22 protein-coding genes and 1 pseudogene are annotated in these 23,551 nt (G+C 67.8%); 15 read left to right on the forward strand and 8 right to left on the reverse strand.

All coding sequences use genetic code 11. The features are described from left to right. Positions 1-103: 103 nt before the first annotated feature. Entirely contained in the window at positions 104-820 is a 717-nt protein-coding gene (locus OG207_RS41845; RefSeq protein ID WP_329106702.1) for a hypothetical protein, read from the reverse strand. Positions 821-1,165: 345 nt separating this feature from the next. On the opposite strand from OG207_RS41845, the gene OG207_RS41850 reads away from it, so the two are divergent. The 3 genes from OG207_RS41850 to OG207_RS41860 all read left to right on the forward strand — a co-directional run bounded on the left by OG207_RS41850 (position 1,166) and on the right by OG207_RS41860 (position 3,029). Then, positions 1,166-1,288, forward strand: coding sequence for a hypothetical protein (locus OG207_RS41850; RefSeq protein ID WP_329106705.1), 123 nt, complete (start codon positions 1,166-1,168; stop codon positions 1,286-1,288). A gap of 381 nt (positions 1,289-1,669) precedes the next feature. Next, entirely contained in the window at positions 1,670-2,545 is an 876-nt protein-coding gene (locus OG207_RS41855; protein WP_329106707.1) for a C40 family peptidase, read from the forward strand. Positions 2,546-2,615: 70 nt separating this feature from the next. Then, positions 2,616-3,029, forward strand: a complete 414-nt coding sequence (locus tag OG207_RS41860) for a hypothetical protein (RefSeq protein WP_329106709.1) — start codon at positions 2,616-2,618, stop codon at positions 3,027-3,029. A gap of 96 nt (positions 3,030-3,125) precedes the next feature. Here OG207_RS41860 and OG207_RS41865 read toward each other — a convergent pair whose 3' ends face one another. Then, positions 3,126-5,867 (reverse strand): M4 family metallopeptidase, encoded by a 2,742-nt coding sequence (locus OG207_RS41865; protein ID WP_329106711.1) that lies wholly within the window; start codon positions 5,865-5,867, stop codon positions 3,126-3,128. Positions 5,868-6,124: 257 nt separating this feature from the next. Between OG207_RS41865 and OG207_RS41870 the strand changes: the two genes are divergently transcribed. Continuing rightward, positions 6,125-7,111 (forward strand): helix-turn-helix transcriptional regulator, encoded by a 987-nt coding sequence (locus OG207_RS41870; protein WP_329106713.1) that lies wholly within the window; start codon positions 6,125-6,127, stop codon positions 7,109-7,111. A gap of 484 nt (positions 7,112-7,595) precedes the next feature. On the opposite strand, the gene OG207_RS41875 is transcribed toward OG207_RS41870, so the two are convergent. The 6 genes from OG207_RS41875 to OG207_RS41900 all read right to left on the reverse strand — a co-directional run bounded on the left by OG207_RS41875 (position 7,596) and on the right by OG207_RS41900 (position 13,373). Then, positions 7,596-8,189: a DinB family protein gene (locus OG207_RS41875; RefSeq protein ID WP_329106715.1), complete on the reverse strand. Its 594-nt coding sequence runs from the start codon at positions 8,187-8,189 to the stop codon at positions 7,596-7,598. 221 nt (positions 8,190-8,410) lie between these two features. Continuing rightward, entirely contained in the window at positions 8,411-9,841 is a 1,431-nt protein-coding gene (locus OG207_RS41880) for an FAD-dependent monooxygenase (protein ID WP_329106717.1), read from the reverse strand. Then, positions 9,838-11,046, reverse strand: a complete 1,209-nt coding sequence (locus OG207_RS41885; RefSeq protein WP_329106719.1) for an MAB_1171c family putative transporter — start codon at positions 11,044-11,046, stop codon at positions 9,838-9,840. Before OG207_RS41885 ends, OG207_RS41880 begins: the two co-directional genes overlap by 4 nt. A gap of 129 nt (positions 11,047-11,175) precedes the next feature. Next, entirely contained in the window at positions 11,176-12,084 is a 909-nt protein-coding gene (locus OG207_RS41890) for a DUF6545 domain-containing protein (protein WP_329106721.1), read from the reverse strand. Next, a complete protein-coding gene (locus OG207_RS41895; RefSeq protein WP_329106723.1) occupies positions 12,084-12,665 on the reverse strand; it encodes a toxin-antitoxin system, toxin component in 582 nt (193 codons plus the stop codon). Before OG207_RS41895 ends, OG207_RS41890 begins: the two co-directional genes overlap by 1 nt. Before the next feature lie 75 nt (positions 12,666-12,740). Beyond that, a complete protein-coding gene (locus OG207_RS41900) occupies positions 12,741-13,373 on the reverse strand; it encodes a helix-turn-helix domain-containing protein (RefSeq protein ID WP_329106725.1) in 633 nt (210 codons plus the stop codon). Positions 13,374-13,975: 602 nt separating this feature from the next. On the opposite strand from OG207_RS41900, the gene OG207_RS41905 reads away from it, so the two are divergent. The 11 genes and pseudogenes from OG207_RS41905 (at position 13,976) to OG207_RS41955 (ending at position 23,531) form a co-directional block, all read left to right on the forward strand. Beyond that, a complete protein-coding gene (locus OG207_RS41905) occupies positions 13,976-15,073 on the forward strand; it encodes a HEAT repeat domain-containing protein (protein ID WP_329106727.1) in 1,098 nt (365 codons plus the stop codon). Positions 15,074-15,206: 133 nt separating this feature from the next. After that, a complete protein-coding gene (locus OG207_RS41910) occupies positions 15,207-15,869 on the forward strand; it encodes a hypothetical protein (RefSeq protein ID WP_329106729.1) in 663 nt (220 codons plus the stop codon). Between the two features lie 454 nt (positions 15,870-16,323). Then, a pseudogene (locus tag OG207_RS41915) lies at positions 16,324-16,707 on the forward strand (YunG family protein); the annotation flags it as partial. A 42-nt stretch (positions 16,708-16,749) separates the two neighbouring features. Continuing rightward, entirely contained in the window at positions 16,750-17,271 is a 522-nt protein-coding gene (locus tag OG207_RS41920; protein ID WP_329108260.1) for an NUDIX hydrolase, read from the forward strand. A gap of 439 nt (positions 17,272-17,710) precedes the next feature. After that, the gene (locus OG207_RS41925; RefSeq protein WP_329108262.1) at positions 17,711-18,469 is read left to right on the forward strand and encodes a GntR family transcriptional regulator; all 759 of its coding nucleotides are present in this window, start codon (positions 17,711-17,713) and stop codon (positions 18,467-18,469) included. Between the two features lie 50 nt (positions 18,470-18,519). Further along, positions 18,520-19,779, forward strand: coding sequence for an MFS transporter (locus OG207_RS41930; RefSeq protein WP_329106731.1), 1,260 nt, complete (start codon positions 18,520-18,522; stop codon positions 19,777-19,779). Positions 19,780-20,105: 326 nt separating this feature from the next. Continuing rightward, positions 20,106-20,558 (forward strand): hypothetical protein, encoded by a 453-nt coding sequence (locus OG207_RS41935; RefSeq protein ID WP_329106733.1) that lies wholly within the window; start codon positions 20,106-20,108, stop codon positions 20,556-20,558. Next, a complete protein-coding gene (locus OG207_RS41940) occupies positions 20,558-20,860 on the forward strand; it encodes a winged helix-turn-helix domain-containing protein (RefSeq protein ID WP_329106735.1) in 303 nt (100 codons plus the stop codon). The genes OG207_RS41935 and OG207_RS41940 overlap by 1 nt, the downstream gene beginning before the upstream one ends. A 76-nt stretch (positions 20,861-20,936) precedes the next feature. After that, positions 20,937-21,512 carry a phage baseplate protein gene (locus OG207_RS41945; RefSeq protein ID WP_329106738.1) on the forward strand — a complete coding sequence of 192 codons (576 nt, stop codon included), beginning with the start codon at positions 20,937-20,939 and terminating at the stop codon, positions 21,510-21,512. Between the two features lie 222 nt (positions 21,513-21,734). After that, positions 21,735-22,628, forward strand: coding sequence for a hypothetical protein (locus tag OG207_RS41950; RefSeq protein WP_329106740.1), 894 nt, complete (start codon positions 21,735-21,737; stop codon positions 22,626-22,628). Between the two features lie 582 nt (positions 22,629-23,210). After that, positions 23,211-23,531: a lamin tail domain-containing protein gene (locus OG207_RS41955; protein WP_329106742.1), complete on the forward strand. Its 321-nt coding sequence runs from the start codon at positions 23,211-23,213 to the stop codon at positions 23,529-23,531. Positions 23,532-23,551 lie beyond the last annotated feature (20 nt).

A 23,551-nucleotide genomic window follows, 5' to 3' on the forward strand; every position in this document is an offset into this window, starting at 1 on the left:
ATCACAACATCACACGGGCCCTAGTGCGTCGGGGCCGGGCCCTTGATCGGTCCCCGACGGGGCGGGGCGCCCCCGCCCCGCCCGGACCGGGAGCTGGCCGCGCTCAGACGGCGGCCGGTGCGGGCTCCTCGCCCTTCACCTCCGTCGCGGGCGCAGGGGTGGCCTCGGGCACGGGCCAGGTGTAGAGCACCACGCCCTGCCGGTTGTCCCTCTCGAGGCCGTGCTTCTCAACGAGCCTCTGCAGGGCGTTGCGGATGGTTTGAACCGACGTTGCCCGCTCGGGGTGCGCCTCTTCCAGCTCGCTCTGGATCTCGCTGACCTTTTTGGGTTCGCCGGGCTGCTTCGACAGGATGTCACTGAGAAGCCGGCCGAGCGTGGGGCTCGCCTGAGCGGTCTTTTCGGCCCCGGCCACCGCGGCCTTCTTGGCGGCCGCCTTCTTCGCGGTCGCGGTCTTCTTGGCCGGGGTCGCCGCGGCCGTCTTGGCCGTGGCCTTCTTGGCGGCCGTCTTCCTGGCCGCAGTCGCCTTCTCCGCCCTCGGCAGCGGCACGGCCGCCGCATCCGCGCCGTCGCGGACCGGGGGAGCGCTGCTCGAGGGCCGGGCGAGCGCAGGCACCGGCGTCGGTGTCGGCACCGGTGTCGGCTCAGCAACGACGATCGACGGCGTGTCCGCCAGCGCCGCGGCGAGCCACTTCTCCTCGCCCTGGAGCTTGCTCAGGCGCGTGCTGAGGGTCGCCTGCTCGGCCTGGTTCGCTGCGAGGGCGGCGGCCAGATGCTCCGCGTACTCGGTCTGGATCGGGGTGTTGACCGGCTCGTTGGCCACGGCAGTCCACGCTCCTTCTTCAGGGATGTGCGTTGGAGCGGGATGTTACTCGCCGCTGGCAAGCACCGGTTGGTGTATCCCACCACCTCACCCCAAGGCAGGGAGCGCCCATACCTGCCCGCGGCGGCCCCATCCGGTCGGGACCCGGCCGGCAACCCCCGCCTCCGCCAAGGGACAAGGCACACCGGCGCACACCGGGAACCGTCGCCGCGGCCGCTCCTCGGCGCCCTCCGGGACGTCACCCGGCGGCGACCAGTTCGAGTGAGGCCCTACCCTCGCTGACCGTGACGCTCCCAAGACGGATGCGGGAGGCGACCTCCTGGACGGCACGGGCGAGGGGCGGCGGTGTCGGCTGAACTCGAAGGCCTGATCACCGAACTGGAACAGCTGACCGGCGCGAGCCGGCGGCTGCTGCTCATTGAGGGACGGCCTGCTGCGGCGCAGGCCGCCCGCGTGGCCTCCGCCTGACACGACCACCGCGCACGATGCTCCCCGCGCGGCGGCGGGGCCCCGACCGGTCCCCGGACGGAGAGGCCGGGCACCCCAGCGTCCAGCCCGACGGGGTCGCAGTACGGCCCCGACCTCGAGGAGCGCCTCCGCCGCGGACCCGCGGGCAGCCGGTTGACGGATGCTCAAAGAACCTGGTGGGAGGGGGTTTCCCGAGGGTTTCCCGTTTCCCGTTGCAGTGGGCGACCCGTGCCTCCTCGACACGCAGGGGCGGCGGGGCACAGTCTCGGAAGGGCCCGACGGGCGGCCGGTCCGTGCTTCGTACGGCGAGTACGGCGCGAACACCACGACGAATACAACGCCCCGCAGGACACCGCGTGGCACGGACAAGGGGGACCAGACATGGCGATGCGGAGAGCGGCGGTGGCGGCGGTGATGGTGCTCACCCTCCTGACCACCTGGGCAGGGGCCCACCACGCCACGGCGGCCCCGGCACCGAAGACGGCGAAGACGACCAAGGCGGCGCAGGCGGCGCAGGCGTGCGGTGTGCTCGCCCCCGGAGCCTCCACGACGGCCGAGAAGGCCGTAGAAGCGGCATGCGAACAGATCGGCACCTGGTACACCTGGGGCGGCGGCCACGGACAACAGCCGGGGCCGACCTACGGTCAGGTCGACCCGAGCGACCCGGACAGCGCACACGACCCGGAGCGACTCGGCTTCGACTGTTCGGGGCTGGTCCGCTACGCCTACCACCGTGCGGTCGGCGGCGACCCGCTCCCCGGCAACGCCCACCACCAGTTCCACTCACCGCAGGCACAACAGCGCTTCACCGCCGCGCAAGGAACCGCCCCGCTGCTCCCGGGGGACCTCCTGGCCTGGGGTCCGGGAGGCTCCATCCACCACATCGCGATCTACCTGGGCGCGGGGAAGATGGTCGAGGCCCGCGAATCGGGCACCCGGATCACCGTCAGCGACGTACGGCTGGGCGGGGACTACGCCGGAGCGGTCCGCATCGCACCGGCCACGGCACCCGGCACGTTCAGCACCTGGGGCACGGACGTGTGGACCCACGAAGAACCGTCCACCGACAGCCCGCGGGCACACCGCTTCCCCGGCCCGACCACCGTGCGCGTCGACTGCCAAAAGCACGCCCAATCGGTGACGGCGGAGGGCTACACCAACGACGCCTGGTCCTACCTGCCCGAGTACGGGTCGTGGATCACCAACATCTACATCAAGGGCGCCGCCTGGCTGGACGGCGTACCCACCTGCCCCTGAGCACCACCCCCACCACCGATCACGCACCACCGTCACCCGGCTCCCGAAGGAGCCCTTCCGAGGAGGAAGCATGTACGCAGGCAGGAAGATCGCCCTCGGCTTCGCCACCGTCGCACTGGCGGGCGCCCTGGCCACCGTGACCGGCCCCGCCCGAGCGACGTCCGCCACCGGGACGTCCGCCACCGGGACCAGCGCCACCGGGACGAGCGCCGCCACCGAATGCGGCGTGCGCGCCGACGGCAAGCTGTGGTGCGGCAACCGGGTGGGCGCCAAGGGCTACGAGCACCGCCGCTACAACTCCGCGGTGCGGGGGCCCTTGAACACGAGCCCCAGCTGGTTCCAGTGCTGGGGCCGCGGCGACCAGCACGCCGGCGGCAACAACGTCTGGTACTGGACCCAGCTGGACAACGGCCAGTGGGGCAACGTCGCGGCCGTGGACCTCCACACCTCGGTCGACCCCGCCCCGGGCCTGCGCGAGTGCTAACACCTTGAAGGCCGTGTCGCCACCTCCCCACCAGGAGGTGGCGACACGCACAGGGCCGACGGCACAGCCGTCGGCCCCCTCACTCATCGGCAGGGATCAGCAGGTCCCGGCCGGCCGCTCCCGAACCACCAGATCGGTGGAGCCGGCGGTCGCGTCCAGCCAAGCGACCTGACGGCCCGCGCCGGCCGCCGGGTAGCTCTGCTCACCACGGTTGCAAGAGACCCGTTCGCGACGAGAACCGTCGGTGGTCAGCTGCCACAGCTTGGGCAGCGACTCGTTGCGGTACCTCGTGTCGGGCGTCTGCGCGACCAGGGTCAGCGCATCCTGCGAGACCGTCAGGTCGGAGGCGATGAAGGCGCCCGGCTTGTGCTCACTGCTGACGATGTAGGTGCCGCGACCGTCCAGGCCGGAGCTGATCACCGACGTCAGGCCGCCGTCGCTCTCGTCGGTGTCCGCCACCCAGAACACGTTCTTGCCGTTGAGGCCAGTTTGTCCGAGGCTCACCGGCTCGTCGAGCTGCTCGGCCATGACGGCCTTGCCGGTGGCCAGGTCAACGACCTCCACACCCAGCCGGTAGGTACCGTTCTGCGGGTACAGCTTCGCGTAGGCGATCTTGTTGTCGCTGATGGAGGGCAGAGCGGTCAGCGTGTTCCACTTCTTCCCGTCGGTGAAGACCGGGGCCTTGTCGGTGGGCCGCATGTAGCCGACGTGCCGGCCGCCGAAGATGTCGTACTCCTCGAACACCACCGTGTTCTTCTCCACCCGCAGACCCGCGACGCCCGTCGCCGAGCTGTACAGGGTCTTGATCGGGCCCCCCGCCACGGGACGGGTGAGGACGTCGACCGAGGTCGGGCCGTACGCCGTCCACACCACGGTCTTGCCATCGGTCGCCGGGGCGGTGTGGTAACGGCCGTCGTTGGGGCTGATCACCTTCGGGGAGCCCTTGCCGTCCAGCCGACCGGCATAGACCGAGTAGGGCTCGGAGCCGTCGTCATTGGACTTGGAAGCCGTCCACCAACCACCGCCCGCACCCACTGCGGAATCGGTGGTGTTCAGCTTCCCGAAGAGGGTGTCGGTGTCGATGCCCAGGGCCTGCTCCCAATCCGGGACGATGCCGTGGGCGTTGAACGACCGCTTGACCGTGTTCTGCTGGGCGGAAGTCGCACCGAGCGCCTTGGCCGCCGCGAGCACCGCGCCCCGCGCCTCGGTGAACCCGTCGAGCGGCGTCATGTACTCCGTGACCGCCTTGTACACGATCTTGTCGGCCAGGGCGCCGCCCAGGTCCTCGCGCATGTCCCACAGCGCGCCCGAGAAGATCGTCGAGTTCAGGTGCACGCCGCCGTTGTCGGTGGCGAACGACACGCCCAGGAAGCTCTTCGAGGTGGTGGCCCCGTCATTGAGGTCGCGCAGGGCACAGTCGGCGGCCGCCTTCGTGCGGCACAGGTTCTCGCCGATCAGGCCGGCGGCCGGATCACTCATCGACGTCCCGCTCGCGGTGACGTCGATCGCGTTGCCGAAGTAGTCGGCCAGGGCCTCGTTCAGGGCGCCGGACTGGCCCGCGTAGACCAGGTTCGCCGTGTGCTCGATGACACCGTGGGTCATCTCGTGGCCGACGACGTCCGTGTCGGCCGACATCGGCTTGAACTCCGTGTCCCCGTTGCCGTAGACCATCTTGGTGCCGTCCCAGAACGCGTTGGCGTAGGGCAGGCCGTAGTACGTCACGCCGACCAGGGAGTTGACCGCCCCGCCGTTCCCGTCGAGGCTGTCGCGCCCGAAGTTCTTCTTGTAGAAGTCGTAGACCTGGCCCGCGTTCCAGTGGGCGTCCACGGCACCCGAATCCGTCGCCGCGGCACCGAAAGCGGTGTTCGGGGAGGAGAACATGGTGATGCCGGAGGGCCACGTGCCCGAGGTCTCCGACACCGACTTGCCGCGCGCGTCCCACGTGCCCAGCAGGCTCTTGCTGGAGGAGCGCATGCGGCCTGCGTCCGCGAGCAGGTAGTTGCCGGCCGCCGGGTCGTAGGCGATGTCCAGCGAGGTCGCGGCGCCGCTCAGCCGCGCCCCGGAACCGGTCTCGGGGACCAGGTTCGCCGGAGTGGCCGGCGGTCCACCCGCCGTCGGGCCGTCGGCGGCCTCACCGGCCGCGGGGGCCGCGGGGGCCGCCATCGTCTTCAACGCACTGTACTGGAGCGCCGGATAGCCCGAGCGGGCGTCCACGTACACCTCGTCCACGACCAGAGCCCCGGAACCGGGCGCGGTACCCCGCACGGTGACGCGGTAGGCGAGGACACCGCCCCCCTTGGGCAGGACGACGAGTCCCTTGGCGTCACCGGTCATCCCGGTGGCTGCCGGATCACCGGACTCGGACTGCGGTGCCCGGTCCTTGTCGAGCGCTGCTCCCAGCCGGCGGGCCGTGGCGGCCACTGCACGGCGGACCGCGAGGTCCTCGCTGACCTGGGGGGTGACGTCGGTGCTCAGGGCGGTGAAGTAGTGCCCCGAGGTGCCGGTGACCACGCGCTTGCCGTCCTGCTTCTGCATGCGCACGACGTACTGGCCGCCCAGGACGTCGACACCGCGGTGCTTCTGCTGCAGCCGGACCGTCTCGTCCTTGGCCCCGGTGGCCGTCGCAGCCAGGGGGACCAGGTCGCTGCCCGCCCGCGGGATCTTGTAGCGGCTCTTGTTCGCGGCGAGGTGCTGCCGTGCCGCGTCGGCCGGGGCGGCCTTGGCGTCCACCGGCTCCCGTAAGCCCTCGACGAGCACCGGGGTCGCGGTGCCCTGAGGGGGAAGGGCGTTTGAAGGGCCGGGGTCCGCGGCCCACGCCGGCGACGCCTGCAAGGTCATTGCGGCGGCCAACAGAACCGCTATTCCTCCGGCGGAGCGGAGCTCTTTCCGCCATATCCGTCGTGCGGCGGGGGTTGGTGCCGACGAACCTGCGCTGTACTTGGGCAAGGGGTCTCCTCAACCATGAGTGCCTGGTGCGTTGCTGCGAGTCGCCGCCATGCAACCGCCGCGGGCGGCTCCCGACCAGACCCGAGCCCCCCTCAGAAGTGGCCATGCACACTTGTGGGGGCTCTGTGAAGGCGGTCAAAATCCCCCGCATGATCGAAACCGACCCGCACGACCGGACTCCGGCCCGCACGCAGGACGACAGCAGGCCGGTGATCCACACGGCCGCCGACCCGGCCGCCGTACTGCACGTACTCATCCAGCGCCGGCAGGCCCTCCTGCACCAGGAGTCGGCCGACCTGAAGTCACTGCGCTCCTACGCCGATCGGCTGGCCCACCGGCTTCCCCCACAGCCGGCGAGAACCTCCGGACCCCTGGCCGGCATCGAGATCCTCAACGGCAGCGAAGCGGCCGGAGCCCGCCTCGACACCATGCTCGAAGCAGCCGAGACGGAAGTCCTGATCCTCGACCGCGCCACCCGGACGGCCGGGGAGGCCGGCAGCACAAGGGAGGCCGGCAGCACCAGGACGCCCCGCCCTACCGGGGAGGCCGGCGCGGACCGCATACGACACCTACTGGCGCGCGGCGTCACCGTACGTACCGTCACCGACCGGCGCGGCACCGACTTCCCCGACCGGGCACAGGAGCTCGTCGCCCTCACCGGACTCGGCCTCCAGGCCCGCATCGGACAGAGCCTGCCCACCGCCCTGGTCCTCGTAGACCGACGTACGTGCCTGTTACCCCCGCCGCCCGGCAACGACGAAGGAGGCGAGGGAGCGGCCCTGGTGATCGGCGACCGCCTGCTGCACCAGGCCGCCCTACCCCTGTTCGAATCCCTATGGGTGCGCGCCACCCCCCTCGGCAGCCCCGGCGGCCCGCTCACCGCGGACCAACGGGAACTCCTCGGGCTGCTCGCCTCCGGACTGAAGGACGAAACCATTGCCCGCCGCCTCGGTGTGCACGTACACACCGCCCGCCGACGGATCACCCGCATGCTGGAGGAACTCGACGCCGACACCCGCTTCCAAGCCGGAGTCCAAGCCGCCATCCGCGGCTGGCTCCCCCCACACCCCAGCCCAAGCGGCGAGCGCCTCAGCACATCTGGCGGCCCCGGGTCCACCGCGCTGGCCAACGGCTGACCCACAAGAACGCGAACGGGCCGGCCCGGCACCGCCGCACGCACGTACCCATGTGCGGGCAGTCGACATACTGCTGCGGCCCGCACCTCGCCGCCGGGCCAGCCCCCGCCAGGACGGAACCCGTATGCCTTTCCGGCCGCTCCCATGCAGCCCTTCGCCCGACCGACTGCACACCTTTGTCCGCGCCCTGCCCCGGGCCCGCACGGGCCTCCAGCGCTACGTCGGGATCAGCCAGCCCTCCGACACACCCGCGTACACCGGCCGACGGTTCGAGGCCCCCTAAGGGCTGTCCCGTAATCCCCGGCGGGCGCGCGGCGCCAGCTACGGCGGCGGGTCGTCGGAAGGCGGCAGCCGTCCGGCTGCCCGGGTCAGCGCGTACACCACGGCGGTGAACACGGCCGGCTCGTCACAGGGAGCGGTCCCACCGCCTTGCGGACGAGCAGCGAACGACGGCAGTAACGGGGCGACCAGTCAGCAGAGTTCGTCAGGAACCGGACGCTTCGATGCGCGCGGCCGACCTGGCGGCCTGCTCGATCTTCGCGCAGTAGGTTGCACGGGCTTCCTCGTCGATCTGCTTCTCGTGTTCGGGGCGCAACCCGGTCCGGCCGTCGAGGCCCTCGCGCAGGATGTCGGCGTGCCCGGCATGCCGGTTGGCCTCGCCGAGGACATGGACCATGACGGCGAACAGGTTCGTGTCGGCATAGGGCTCCGACCACCACGGCACGTGGCCGGCGGCGTCGAGGGGAAGCTCGTTGATCGTCGCGTCCGAGTGTTCCCACGTGCGCCGGTAGAACCCGATGATCTGATCGCGGGTCTCGTCCTCGGCCGCCCACAGATCGCTGCCGTCGGAGTCCTGCCACCGGGGCAGCGGTTCCGGGGAAGGGCGGTCGAAGACCTCGCCGAAATACCTGGCCTCCACAGTGGCCACGTGTTTGACCAGACCGAGGAGGTTGTTCCCGGTCACCGTCAAAGGTCGGCGGGCCTCGTATTCGGACAAGCCGTCGAGCTTCCAGAGCAGCGCCTCGCGGTCCCGCCGCAGTCTCCCGTGCAGGGTGTCTTTCGCGAATTCATCGATCATGCGGCACGAGCCTGCCATGGGCTGCTCGTGGTCTCAAATCCCGGACGTGGTACGTAGCAACCGGCAGAGCCGAGGCCTGGCCGCAGTCGCCGCCCCGACCTGCCACAAGGAGCTCGCGAAACGTGCCACGTGAGACAACCTCCTAGGATGAAGGGGCCTGGCGAACCAGGCTTGCGATCAAAGGTGTCGTTTCCTTTGCAGGAAAGGAGACGGCTGCTGAATCAGCTCTGGGCTGCTGACCGTTTGACGGGCTCCCGCTTCAGTACCTCCAACTCGGAGGGCGTCAGCGGCGGCGCGTCGAGAACCGGCCGGCGCGGACCCCGGGCGGCTGCCACCAGAACGCCCAATCGGAAGAGCACTCCAGCGCGCTTCCGCATGGTCATCACGTCCGTCAGGCTCTTGACCACGACGGCACTGTCAGTTGCCGTGTACGTGAGACGTCCAACATATCGTGCCGCAATGCGGTCGAGGACATTCGGCTTCGCGCCCATGGAGCCGGGATAGAAGCGATCCTGACCGACTGCCAGCAACCACGCGTCTGCCGCCGGGCGGGCGATCCGGCGCTGGGCCTTCAGCCCGAACCGGGGAGAGAGAACCGACGTCGAATCAGCCACTGCCCGCAGGGCGAGAGCACCCAGCGCTGAGGCGGACATGCCGTGTCCGTAGACAGGGTTGAGGCTGGTTGCAGCATCACCAAGGACCACGAACCCGGCTGGCAGCCGTGCCCGATCGTAGAAGCGACGCCGATTGGCGGTCCGGCCGTAGACGGCGATGCCGCTGATCGGCTCTGCCCGAGCGAGTACATCGGCCACCAGGGGATGGCGGGCATTTCGCGCGAAGAGCTCGAACTGGTCTTCTTGGGCCGTGGGCTCGTCTCCACGGGTCCCGGACAGGCTCACGTGCCACCGGCCGCCGCCAACAGAAATGATCGAAGCCACTCGGCCGGGTGTGCCATCTCTCGGATCGGCCTGGATGTGGATCACGGGCCAGTTCCCATCGGTTCCTGCCGGAGCCTTGTAGAGACGGCTCGCATAGCGGACCCCGGCATCGACTGTGATCTCGCGAATGCGAGGACCACCCATTTCCTCGAGCCAGATCGGAGACTTCGACCCCCTCCCCGTCGCATCCACGACAAGATCCGCCGAAATCGTCTCCGGCTCCTGGTCCTCATTGCGCACGCGCACCCCGCAGACCTTCGCTGCATTACCCACTAGGCCGGTGGCCTTGACCCCGGAACGTACCGACACGGTTGGCAGGGCGAGAACGCGCCTGCGCACGACCAGGTCGAGTTCCTGACGCAACGCGCCAATCAGGTAGTGCGTGGGCTCCCAGCTCCGACGGAACCAGCCGGCCGGCGCATAGCTGACCATCCCCGTGGGGACAGGAATGCGGTGTGCTCCCGCGTCCAGACACTCCTGGATCACGCCCGGGAGCAGCTGATCCATTGCATCAGCCCCACCTGCCCAAAGCATGTGGGCGTGGTCGCCGTGCGGAAGTCCGCGCCGCGCCTTCGGCTCCTCGGGCAGTACGTCGTGCTCGACGATCAATACCTGATCCACATGGGAGGCGAGGGCAGCGGCTGCAAGTGTCCCGGACAGACCACCGCCGAGAACGACGGCGCGGATAACACGTGACGAGAGGGGTTGAGTCATCGGGTACTGCTCTCTACGACGGCGGCATGGCGGCGAAATCGCTGGACGACGTCGGACGACAGCGCAATGGACATGCGAACGAGACCCGTGGGGGTGTGGGCGGAGCTGAGCGTTTCGTTGTGATCGTTCACGCGTTCCTCCGGGTCAGCCGCAACCGTCTGGTGCTGCCTCCACACGGACACAGCGTGCGCGAGCGCAGCCGCGTCTGCGGTGGCAGCCGCCTCGTCGTCGGAGCGGCAGGACTTTGCTGCGGCCTGCAGAGCCTGTGCACGGATGCGTGCGTCGATGTGCGGACTCACGGTGAGGATGCCGTCGTGAATGTCGGCCTCGACCTGAACCAGCCTGATCTCTATGGGTGTCCGGGCCGAGGACCCGATGCCCATGGAGTGCTCGGAGGCTTCGCGCAGCTCACGCCACAGTGGGCGCAATTGGTAGTAGCGGCGCCACGGGGTCCAGAAGTGCATGAAACGCTGGGACAACAGCGGAAAGATGAAGCCGGCCCCGATGAGCAGCGCCGAGAACGAGGCGAGCGAAGCGGCGTACGTAACGCTGAGAACGTCCCAGTTCCGGCCTGCCCAGTGGGCGCCAATGGCCGTGAACTTCAAAGCGTCGTAAGCCAAGTTGAGTAGATATCCGCCGACGATCAGCAACAATCCGACCCGAAGCTCTCCATGAACCTCTCGTGCCCACCGACAGCACAGGACCGTCATGGTGACGGCTGCGGTGGTGTGCGCGGCGAGATAGAGCAAGATCATTTCACGGATGAACGGGGTGGACGCGTAGTACGTGTCCAGGTCCCGCAATCTCTCGACGCTTGCATCGCCGAGGAGGAAGAGCACATTGATCGCAATGATGACCACGCCCGTGGCCATGTAACAGCGTTTGGACCACCGGTCCGCCCTCTGGGTGTCCTCCGGTCCGCTGCTCCATCGGATGATGAGGCTGATGTTGGAACCGGAGAACACGGTGAGGAGGGTGTAGACCAACGGCGCTGCCGCGTTCGGGACGCCCGTCAGCCGGTTGAAGGCGGCGATGGACGGGACAGCACAGCACCAGAACACCGCCGTGGAGACCACGAGCAACACCCACACGGAGCGCAGGAGTTCATCACGCGGGTTCCGGAGGAGTGCGGGCAGCTTTGCGCACGCCACCAGGAAGAGGAGGGCCCCGGGGATGTAGAAGTTGAGTCCGCTAGGAGTGGTCACTGTTGTTCACCAGCCGAAGGACGGAGCAGGCCGCAGAACGGCTGCTGAAACTGGCCGGCGATCGTCGCGACGCGGAGCCGCGTTCGGCCGTGAAAGGGCCGGAAGGTGTTCATGTCGGCTTCTTTCTGATCAAGCGGCCGTGGAATAGCGGGCAAGGACCCTGTCTTGACGTGCAACACGAGCCATGCCGTGTGAGTCGGCCCCGAGGATCGGGGTCAGGGAATCGATGCCGGTGCCCAGCGTTTCGGCGGGGTGAGTGTGCTGCGCTTCCCGAGCCGACTCGATGGCGTGATGAATCATGGTCGCGGCGCCAAGGGCCCAAGCGTGCTGCGTGGGCATCCCGGTTCGCGAGGCCTGTTCGATCGTGTCCGTCATGATGGTCCGCGACCAGTAGGGGGTCAAGGTCAACCTGCGGAGCCAGTCCTGCAGGTCGGTTTCCCTGTGAACAAGGTGCTCATCTACAGGTCTCCACCATTTGGGGGTGCCCGGACCGCTGTCAGGTTGATCCACCACGCGAAAGCGGCGCCACAGAGGACCCGGCAAGCGATAGGTTCGCCAGGCAGACCAGAGCGCGAAGTGCCACACGAGGTACACGGTGATCATTTCGCGGATGTACGGCGTGGACGCGTAATGCGTATCCAGATCCTGCAACCGCTCGACAGGCGCATCGCCGAGAGCGAAGAACGCGCCGATCGAAGTCACCACGACCGCAAAGACCCACGACCACCATCGGACTTGGCGCCGCGCCTCAGCACCGGGGCCCTCCATCCAGTGGACCAGCAGCACGAGGCACCAGGCACTGGAGCAGGACAAGACGGCATAGACCAGCGGAGCTGAGAAGTTGGGCACTCCAGCGGCCCTGTTGACCACAAGGATGGTTGGTGGCGCGGCAAGGGCGAATCCAACGCCTCCGAGGAACAGCAAACCCGACACGGCCCGGACCGCGGGATCGCGCCACCGGCGGACCAGAACAGGGCCCTTGAGCAGGAACGCGCCCATGAGAATCGCTGCCGGTATGTAGTAGTCGGACCCCTCCATCAATCCTCCGACGCACCGAGGGAAGACTGTATGCGTCTGGCCGCCCCCTTGAGGACGCGGGCACTCGGGTCGTGCTCCACGTAGCGGCGAAGCGTACTGCCGAGCCGACGACCAAAAGCCTCCGCCTCTGCCTCGTCACCGGGCACGGCGTGAGTCCGAGCGGCAACGCTGAGGACGGCCTGGCTCAGGCCGGCAGGGCTGAGACCGTCGCCCAGCAGTCGGGTGGTCACCTGTGCACCGAGCACATGGCTGCCGCAGTGCCCCCGCACCATGTGCCAAATTTCATGCCCCAGGATGACCAGAGAGTGCAGCGGGCTCGTGTTCCTGACAACGACGATCACGTCATCCATCTCACGATCCAGCCACAGGCCCGACACGGTGCCGAACTCGCGCGGTAAGTCCCTACGGACGATCCGCACCGGTCGTCCCCGCCGCACGGAGAGGTGCGCGGCGATCCGATCGAACAACTGATCCGTATCCGAAGGTGCCGGCTTGCCCAGGCTGTTGGCCAGCTCCGCGCACAGCGCGACCATTTCGTCTTCCAGGCGCTGCTGTTCGCGCCGGCTGCTAACGCTCGCCACCCGTGCCTCCTTGCCTCCGCGCAGTTCGGCGCGATGTCAGACGTGCTGGCGATGTCTCGGTGGAAACCGCCACTGTCACGCCTCTTCGTCAACGATGGAGGCGAGCAGCTCCTCAAGGACCTCGCGCTTCACTTGCGGCGAAGGACCGCGAAAGGAGAGGGACTTCACCCGGTTTCGCTCGCCCTGTTGGAGCAGTGCTTCCTGTCGATCCCGCTCCGCCTGCAATCTCTCATTGGCTTGTTGGAGCGCGGCCACCTGGGCGTCCTGCAACTCGGCCACCTTCTCGCTGAGGGCGCGATCGAGTGCTTGGGAAGGGGTCGCCGTCAGGAATCCCCGGGGCACCCCGAAGAAGTCTTCGATCCTGGCAGCATGCTCGAGGCTGGGCTTCTTTCCGCCGTTCAGAAGCTGGCCGCTCCACTGCGACGTCAGTCCAGCCCCGGCTCCGATTTCCTTCTGGGAGTAGGGCTTGCCGTCCGGACGAGGCCGGTGACTTCGAAGGAACGCGAGGCGCTGATGGACCTGCTCGTGCAGGTCCATCAGCGGCATCTCTCGACCGTGCAGCCCCATGGTGACCACCGATGGCGGCAGCCCGGTGCTCAATGCGAGGGGTCCTGGGTCGAGGACTACGGCCCAGTCGAGGTCGGCCTTCACGATGAGGTCTTGAAGGCGCGCCAGACTCTTCAGATGAGGGCTGGCCTCGTCGGTCACGAACGCTCCCGGCAGTCGATTCTCGGTCTGTTAGGCCTGATTGCTGGAGGCTAGTGCCTAGCGTGCACGGATACTGAATCAGATCAACGATCGTTTCCACAACCGCTGCGATCGTTGCGCCCTGCTGTCCCGGTCGACCCAGCGAAACCGAGACGTGTGAGACGTGATGTACCGACAGCACCGCACCTTGGGGCCTGCTTCCCCGGCTCGGCATGCTCGTTCATCCGGCAGTGAAGGATCGCGCGTCCCGTCCAGGCAGTGAAATGATCGTCGGGACCATGTGAATCGATCGTTTCATTCATACGTTTCGTGATGAACCCGCAGCACGGCCGCGTTCGTGGCTGGCGTGTGGTCGAGACCGAGATGCTCGACGACGTCAAACCCGGGTGTCATTGACACCTGGGACGCCCCCATGGGCCTGCCCATCCGATGCGATTACCGGCGCGATCCCCGGCCCGCTGCCCTGCCCCGCCCCGGCCCGCGACAGCCCGGTGCGGCGGGTTGTCAGTGCGATTCGGCAGGGTGTGCAGGTGATGAATCGAGACGAGGAACGTGGCACCCCCATCCGGGCCGGACTGCCCCCGGCAGCCAGAGCGCTGCTCATGTCAACCGAATGGGACGCCCTGCAGCATGCATATGGGAGCGCTGAGGACATCCCGCCGTACTTGTGCCGACTCCTGGACGAGGACCCCGAGGTACAGGCCGAGGCTCTCGGAATGCTGGAGATGTCCGTGCTGCACCAAGGGTCCCTCTACAGCTCCACGCCGCCGGCCGCACTGTTCGTAGCAGCGATCTTGACGCATCCCCAGACTTCGGTCGAGCACGAGAACTTCTTCCCCTGGGATGACCGGGCCCGTCCCCTGCGGGCCGCACTGCTTGACTGGCTCGGCCAGATCGTCGAATCGGCCTCCTACGGCGAGGACCCGACCAGCGAGGGCGAGTACGGGGATGGGTGCGACGGCGACTACGAAGACGAGCTCGAGGCGGCCCGACTGTGCCGGAGCATCCGGCCCGCGCTCTACGATGCGGTCGAACCGCTCCTCGACGACCCGCATCCGGACACCCGAGAGGTCGCCCTCGGAACGGTCGCCCTGCTTCTGCAGGCACCCGACCTCGCCGGGTTCGTCCCGCGTGCCGCCCACCGCCTGCGGAGCGTTCTCGAAGCAGACGGCAGCCGCCGAGAACGCGCGTCCGCAGTCCTGGCGATCGGCGCCTGGGGCCAGGACACCACCGGCTTCCTCGACGATCCTGATCCAGCCGTGCGGGCCTGCGCCGCTCTGGCCTCCTCAGTTGCGCGCGTGCCCCGCGCCACCGCCGTCCTGCTCGAAGCCCTGCAGAACCCGGTCGAGGCAGACCACTGGTTCCCCGACCCCCTCCCTCACGTCGACGGCTGGCTCCGCTTCACCCTCCTGAAGGCCGCCCTTGACCGCGTCGACGCCTTCGAGGACCTGGCCCCGGCGGCCATGGCCCTGATACCGCTCGCCAGCGACCACACCGTCGACCGCGACTGGGGTCCGCTGCTCGTCAAAGCGTTCCCCCACGGCCACAGCCCTGGCCAGCCGCTGTCGGTCGCGCAACGGGAACTCCTACAAGCCGTCACCGCCAACGAAGCATGCTGGGGAAACATCGGCAACAAATTTCGCTGGCTCAAGGAAGCCGGCCTGCCGGAGCAGCGCGACGTCATCAGGGCCCTGCTCTGATCACACGGCCGTCGCCTGATCGGTTCGGGTCGACTCGAAGCCCGCGGGAGGGTTCAATGCCGAGGTGGTCAATTGGGCACAGATGTACGACTGGCGATCTGAGACCGATCGCGTTCCCGAGCTCCTGGAACGAGTGGAACGTACGAACGATGCCGAAGCGTGGACGGAACTGGGCCACCGGCTGGTCCTGGAGCGTGATCTCGTATCACTCGCAGGCTTCGCCGCCTTGCCCCAGCTGATGCGCCTCGCGTCGGGGAGCACCGAAGCCCGACACCTGGCCGGAGAGATCATGGAGCGCGCGGCAGGGCAACACGGCGGTGACGATCTCCTGGCGGACAGTGCCCAGGAGATCGCCGAGTTCGGCGCACTCCTGGACCAGCACTTGCAGTCGCGGCCGGTCGACTACCCGGTGACCTTCCGCGCACTGCTCGCGGTCTCGGAGCAGTACCACTGGGCCAACGTACTGGGAGACTTCACGGACGACTTCCTCGACGTGGCCTGCCCTCACTGCGCGGTGGAGGTGACCATCGCCATCGGCGACTACGGGCGCTACTCGGCGATTCGGGACTGGAACCGGGGCGACGTGGATCGGCGTGATCTACGGCCGGCGGCTGCAGAGGAACTGTCGGGCGTCGGCCGATGGATGCGCGAGACCGCCGTCCGTGACGGGCAAGCGGTACTCGCCGACGGAATCGCCCATCTCTTCGGCAAGGCCGAGTGTCCGAGATGTGCCAGCCTCTTCAGCATCTCGGACGAGTACGAGGCCGCCAACCGGCCGGTCCTGCAGCGAGGCTGAGTGTTCATCGCCCGGCTCTCGGCGCAGTAGGCGCGGGGACGGCTCGCCGACCAGGCCGTTGAAGACGGTGTGGAGGGCGCAGGCGTGCTGGTCTCCGCGCTCGTGCGTGGCGGCGGTGACGGTAGTGGACCGTGGGCCCTGGGCCCTGGGCTCCGGGCCCTGGGCCCCGGGCCCCGGGCTCCGGCCCCGAGGGTCGGACCGGCCTCTCCCCGGCTGTTCGTGACCCCAGCTCACCGCGCGATCGGCTCGCACGACCGTCAACAACCCGTGCACACGGGCCGCATGGTGACGACTGTCCAGATCAAGGTGACCCGCTCTGCGGTGACGCGCCTGCGTCCTCCGCCTTGTCCTTCGGACCGAGCCAGCCGCCGTCGTCCCGTTTCCGGGCGACGGCTTCGCGAACACCAGCACCTGAACCACGCCGTTGTCAGTGCGTGCAGGCAGGATCACGGGCATGACGCCGTTGCTTCTTTCCGACATCGAACGAGCCGTTCGCAGCAGCTGGAGTGCCGAGACATGCCCGCCTGAGTACCGATCGCGCTGGACCGAGGACAATCCGGCTCGGGACCAGTGCGGGGTGACCGCCATGGTGCTCAATGACCTGCTGGGAGGCGAGCTGATCCGCGGAGAGGTCCACGTCAACGGAGAGCGTGTGGACTACCACTGGTGGAACCGCCTGAGCACGGGCATTGAGGTCGATCTCACTCGCGAGCAGTTCGGGCCGGAGGAGGCTGTCATGGGCGGCGTTGTTGTCCCCCGCCCGCCCGTGACCGAGTGGCGCAGGCTCCGTGAGGAGTACGAGCTGCTCCGCGACCGGGTCTTGGAGAAACTCAATCGGCAGCAGGCATCCGCCTCTGTGGCCGTGCCCCGGCAACCATGTATGGAGCACGTGGACGAGATGGTCGAGCACGTGGACGAGCAAGACCAGGTCTTGGCAGTGGTCGCCCGGGGCGAGGCCGTTCGCCGTGGCTGGTTGCATCGGATTGCCGTGACAGTATGCCGGGATCGGGAAGGCCGGATCCTCGTGCACCGTCGTTCCGAGCACGTCGATCGGTTCCCGGGACACTACGAGGTGGAGTCGGGCGGTGCCGTTGCCCCGGGTGAGTCCTATGAGGAAGCCGCATCGCGCGAACTGGCCGAGGAACTGGGTGTTCGAGCGCCGGTCCGCTTCATCGCGAAGTTCTTGAACCGCAACGGGCTCAGCCCCCATTGGCTCGCCGTGCACGAGGCTGTCCTGTCCGACAACCTGTGTCCTGACCCGGACGAAGTGATGTGGCACGGCTGGATGTCGGAGTCCGAGCTCCTCACCTCGATGCGGGAGAACCTGTTCACCCCGGATACCCGTGACGTTTTGAGGCACTACTTTTCCGCCGTGGAGCGGAGGATCATCCCATCGCCTTGATCCTCCTCGCTTGGCCACCACAGACCTTCGATGGGTGACCACCCGCAGCGATTCTCAGTGAAGGTGGAGTGCCGGCGCTCTGTGGGAGTCGGAGCTGTGGTCGAGCGGAATGGCCTGCAAGCCCTGCCATTCGCCGTTGTATGGCAGCGGGGCGGCGGGGCAACCGGGCAGCGGGGATCTGCGGGTGATCGTCGCCGAGGGGCTCCAGGAGGTCTACTTCAAGGGCGGCGGAACCCGAGCCGACCGGCTCCGGGTCGAGTTCACCGACATCGACTACTTCGACGTTTCCTTCTGGGGCCGCCGCGATGCCGCATACCTCCGTAGGCGGATGAGCGCCGAGCGTATTTCTACTCCAGCAACTTTCACCCGGTGCAGTAGCTTGCCAAACGCCCCTGGGAACGACCAGCGGCCGCTGTGCAGGACAACCGGAGGATCGAGCATGCCCCGAGAGGCGCCCTACCTCGCAGTGGCCGACGTGCTGCGCGCACGGATTCTCGCGGGAGAGTGGGCCATCGGGGAGCGCCTGCCGTCCCGGGCACGATTCGCCGCGGAGTACGGGGTCGGACGCAACGTCATGCAGAGGGCCATGGACCGTTTGATCATCGACGGTCTCCTCGAAGGGCGTGCCGGCTCGGGTACCTACGTCCGCATGCCACGAGAGCGCCTGCGGTTGGTTCGCTCGCGACACCACGAACGCGGGGACGGCACTCGCCCCCGGCCGGAGAGGAAGGAGCGGGGTAGGGCCGACGCATGGGACGCACACAGTCAGGTCCGCGTCCCCGCCCCCAAGCCGATCGCCGAGCGGCTCGCCATCAGCCCCGGAAACCTGTGCGTCAACACGCATTACGAGTTCCTCGCCGAGGGGCAACCCGTCCAGCTTTCCGAATCCTGGGAGCCAATGGCCATCACGGACGGAACGCCGATCGTGCTGCCCGAGATGGGTCCCCTGGCGGGGAAAGGAGTGGTTGAGCGCATGCGCTCCATCGGCGTGGTCATCTCGACCGTGGTCGAAGTGCCACGCCCGGCTCGTGCCACCCAGGTGCAGGCGAACCTCCTGGGGATCAGCGTGGGGGACCTCGTGCTCCAAATCGAGCGGACCATCTTCGACACGGCCGGACGTCCGGTTGAAACGGCCGACATGGTCATTCCGGACGCGTGCCGCGAAGTGGTCTACGAGTTCGGAGTCGATCGCCGGTAGCCGTTGAAAGCATCGGAGGAACGTCGCAAAACCGACAGTAGGGCATTGGAATGTCAAAAACTCCCCGGCTCGGTCTCTTGCGCGATCGGGACTTCGGCCGATTGTTCGTCGCCACTGCACTCGGCCAACTGGGCGACCGCATCATCTTTCTGGCCCTGCCTATGGCTGCCATCGCAGCATTGCACGCAGATGAGTTCCAGGTCGGACTGATGGCCGCGGTGACCACGGCAGGACCGCTCCTGGTCGGGCTGCCGGCGGGCGCCTGGGTGGACCGTATGCGGAAACGATCGGTGATGATCGGCACTGATCTGGCCCGCGCACTCGTCCTCTTGACGATACCGGCGGCGTGGTGGGCAAGCCTTCTCACCATCTGGTGGCTCTGCGCAGTCGCCTTGGTTCACGGAATGCTGACCGTATTCTTCGATGTTGCGTACGTCAGCTATCTACCCCACTTGGTGGGGCGCAGTAGTCTCCTGGAAGGAAACTCAAAGCTGGCAGCGATACGCTCGACGGCCAGTATCAGCGGGCCGGCATTGGCAGGGCCGCTGGTCGGCCTGGCCGGATCAACTACAACGCTTTTGTTGAGTTCGACAGGGATGGCCATGTCGGGGTTGTTCACGATCACCATCCGGAAGCGCGAACATAAGCCAGAGTCGAGCGGGGCTCCCCAACTGGGTCGAGAGATCAAGGAAGGAATGAGGTTCCTCGCGGGGCATCCCATCCTGCGTGCAATCGTGTTGGGGGATGCGATATTCAATCTCTTTCTGGTCATGTATCAAACCATGTTGCTGGTCTTTTTGGAGCGGGAGCTAGGCCTCCGGCCCTCCAGCATCGGCCTCGTTCTGTCGGGAATGGGTTGCGGTGCCTTGACGGGTGCGCTGTTGGCCACGAGGGCCTCGAAGTGGGTCGGGCAAGGCCCGGTCATCTGGCTCGCACCACTCGTCACCTGTCCGTTGACCGTCCTCATGCCGTTGGCGCGAACGGGTTGGAGCGTGTCCGCGGCTGCGCTCGGACTCGCGGCCCTTTCGCTGGGCGGAGTCGTTCGGGTGGTGGCTCAATCGAGCATCCAACAGGCCCTGACGCCGGATCGGCTCCTGGGCCGGATGAGCGCAACAGCCCGATTCGTTTCTTGTGGTGGCATTCCTCTTGGTGGGCTTCTGGGTGGAGCCTCGGGATCTGCTTTCGGAGCAACCGGCACCTTGTGGATCGGCGCAGCTGGTATGACGCTGAGCGTCCTTCCGAACTTCCTGTCACCGCTCCGAATGCTTCGCACGCTACCCACGGAGAATGCCCCCGAGTTCGCGCGCTGAGGCACACGCCCCACCGGCTCCTCCACCCGTTCAACAGGACCGGCGTGCCCTGGGGAGACGGGACGGTCAGCGCAGTATCACCGACGGGAGCCGTCGTGGTGTGGCGCTGCCCCGTAACTGCTGCCTCCGTCACGGTCCGTTGAGCCGAGCCGCTCCACCTGGAGCTGCTTCAGTTGGCCCGCCGGCTCCTCGGCTCCTCGGCTCCTCGGCTTCTCGGCCTCCAGCGGGCCGAGTTGACCCCGGACCACCTTCTTTCCTCTCCGGAAAGAAGGTGGTACTTTCCTCATGGGAAAGTACACGGAAGACCGATGACCAGGGACACGCCCATGACCACTTACGACGCCCAGACCGCCCTCAACGCCATACACCACCGTCAGGAGCAGACGCTCGACGCATATGTGCGCCACGCCCACTCCCGTCCCTACCTGATCCTTGCGGCGCTGGGCCTGTTCGCGGCGTGCTCGTCCTTCGATCTCCCGAACCCCTGGAAGACCGCCGCGGTCCTTACGGGAAACGTTCTGACCCTGGGAGGACTCTTCATGCAGCGGCGCAGGGCCCCCGTCCGCCGGAAGATCGTCGGCTCGGAGGCGCTGTTCTACACGGCCATAGGAGTCCTCCTTCTCGTCCTCTTCTGGACGTTGGCCATCGGCGCCTACTTCCTTGGCCTGCCGGCACGGCACACCCTCGCCGCAGCCGTCACCGCCCTGACGGCCACGGCCGCCTCGTACGCGCTGCGCCCGGTCGTCGGGAACTTCATCCGCAGGAACGGACACGCCTGATGGATCCCGACTTCGACGAGTTCCTGCACGTCCCGGCGCGACTCTCGGTGGTCGCGCTCCTGGCCCCGGCCGACTGGGTGGAGTTCGGATTCGTCCGGAACGCGGTGGGCACCAGCGACTCGGCCCTGTCCAAGCAGGTCGCCGCATTGGCGGACGCAGGGTACGTCGAGGTCCAAAAGACACGGAGCCGCACGGGACGGCAAACCCACCTCCGCCTCACCCCGTACGGGCGTCAGGCGTTCCAGCGGCACGCCTCGGCGCTGGAGCGGATCGTGGCGGCAGCGCGCGGACCTCTGGAATAGTCGCAAGACGTGCACCTGGCGACGGGGGGCCAGGCCGACGCGCGCCCGGTCGCCGTCCTCAACAAGGCTGGATCGAGTGCGACGCGAACACCAGCGGTACGGCACCGCACTCGCCCCGATCCGTTACACCGCCGACGCCACCCTGGACTCGCCGGCTGCCGCGGCCGCCTACCGGCCGATCTCCGGCGCCACCGAGTACACCTGCTCCGTTGACCCGGTCTACCGGCGCATGATCGTCCGCTACCACACCGGCTCCGGCAAGCGCATCGCCGTATACCCCCTCTCCGCCTTCGAGACGCGCAACTTCGCCACCCCGCTCGTCGACTTCAAGCAGCCGACGATCTCCGGCACCCCTCAGGGCTACACCCTCTACGGCTCGTACATGTACTACCTGACGGGTGACGCGTACCCCGGCGACGGCACCCCCACCGGCGACGGCAACACCTACGTCACCGCCATCGACATCAACACGGGCACCGTGACGCAGGGCCCCGTCCTCACCAAGGCCGGCTCCACCCTCCACCACCGCGAGCCCGAGGGCCTGGCGATCTACCGCACCGACGCCGGCGAGGCCCGACTCTTCATCGGCTTCGCCACCGGCGTGGAGGGCGACCGGCGCTCCAGCATCTTCTACAAGAACGCCCTGGTCTGAGCCACGCCCGCCCGGCGGCCCGTCGTCCGCCGCCGGGCACTCGCCCCCGACCGTCCACCCCCGACCGCCCACCCCCGGCGACCGACAGCCATCCGGTCCCGCTGCCGCCCCCAACACCGTACGCACCCCCTCGACGCCACGCCCCGAACAGGAGCTATCGTCCCCTGTCGAGCCAGGTCCGGCTCATGAAACGCGGGTTCCGCGAGGAGGGCAGGCGCACCGGTGTGCGACGACGACAAGACAGTGCAGCGGCTGGAACTAGAGGTCGACGAGCCGTCGTTGTCCCAGCTGGGCTGGCGCATCGACGAGATCGGGGCGCGCCTGATCACCACGACATACGGGGAGTGGGAGCACTATCAGGAGATCGAGCTCTCTGGGACCGCCCGGTTCCTCGGGCAGGATCGGTCCGACCGCTTCGGCGGTGGTGACTACGCGCCTGCCCTCCTGCTCGCCGTCGGCCGTACGGGTTCGCCCACCCCGCCCCTTTACAAGCGGCTTGTGATGGAGACCGTGACGACATTGTCCGAGCGTCCCTGGCGCCTCTGCGAGAAGAGTAGCTCGTGGGAGTGCGAGAGCCCCCTGGCGCCCGAGGAAATCACCTTGCGGATCACGGCCCTGGACCTGGAGGAGATCGAGTCCGACTTCGACCTCGCGCCCGAGAAGCACACGGTGCTCCCGGTCGAGGTGATCGACAAATCGACACAGATCAGCGCAGTACGGCTCACGGTGAGCACGATCAGCGCCCATCTCCTCCATGACCCGTACGACAGCCGGCTGCGCGTCCACCTCGCCGGCAGCGTCGAAATCGGAGCTCCCGAGGAGCTGCTCGCCGTCCACCTAGCCGCGCACGACTGGCGCGACCAGGACTCGACGCTCGAGGACGAGTGCCCCTTCGACGTGAGCCTGCCCGGACTGGTCGTCGAGGCCCTGGGGGGAGACGGGGCCCTGCTCAGTGAGACGGAGATCAGCTTTTACGGCAGCATTCCCGTGGGCGAGGCGGGCGAGCTACCCGTGCGCGGGCCCCGCTGGATAGCCGACACCGGTTACGACCTCCCCTACACCGCCCCTGAGCCCGTGCGCGTCATCGTCCGGATCGTAGACGCGGATGACCTGTGAGGGGGAAGTCGGACACTGACGGCGACGCAGTGGCGTAGCCGGGATCCGGCATCCGACCGCTTGCCGCCTGCGGTGGCGGGTGCAGGATCGTGACGTGGATGTGGTTTTCGCCGGTGCGCTGTGCTGCCCTGCCCTGCTGGTGTGGTTCCGGGGGTTGTCTCGTGTCCGGTGGTGTTGGGCTTTTGCGGGATCTGGCGGGTTGTGATGGGTGTGCGGTTTGTGGGTTTGTGTGCGAAGAATTCTGCAGAACGGTTGTTACTTGGTTGGTTGGTCCGGGTGGGTGAGGTGGGGGAGGGGTGCGCCTGGTGGTGCGTCGGAGCGAGTTGTGTGGGGGGTGTGGTGTGTGGGGCGGGTGGGTGTAGGGCTCAGTGAATGTCAGGGGCATGTTCGGGTGGGGTGGGTGCAGTGTGCAGGTGAGTGTGACGGATGTGTCCGTGTCTGGTAACTGGTGTCGGTGGGTGCTGCGGTGGGGTTCGTGTCGGGTCGAGAGTGTGGCCAACGGCTCACCCCGAGCCATTTCCACCACTGTCTCCACCATCGTGTTTCGGTTGGTGAGGCACTGTTCTTGAGGGAGCGTCACCCATGTCTTCTGCTTCTTCCTCCGTGCGTCGTATCGCGGCCACTGTTGTGGCTGCCGGCGCGATCGTTTCTGCTGCTGCTCTGCCGGCGGCTGCGCACGATGGAGGCCGTCATCACCAGCGGCCGCGGGTGGAGATCAGCCGGGTCCAGGCCGACAGTCCCGGACGCGATGACCACTCCAACCGGTCTCTGAACGCCGAGTGGGTGGAGATCACGAACACCACCCGCGATGCGATCAACCTGCGTGGTTGGACGCTGCGTGACAGTGACGGCAACCGCTACCGCTTCGACAACGTCCGTATCGGCTCCCGTGCCACGATTTGAACCGTTCCGGGTTCGGTAGA

The organism is Streptomyces sp. NBC_01439 (assembly GCF_036227605.1).
GTDB lineage: Bacteria > Actinomycetota > Actinomycetes > Streptomycetales > Streptomycetaceae > Streptomyces.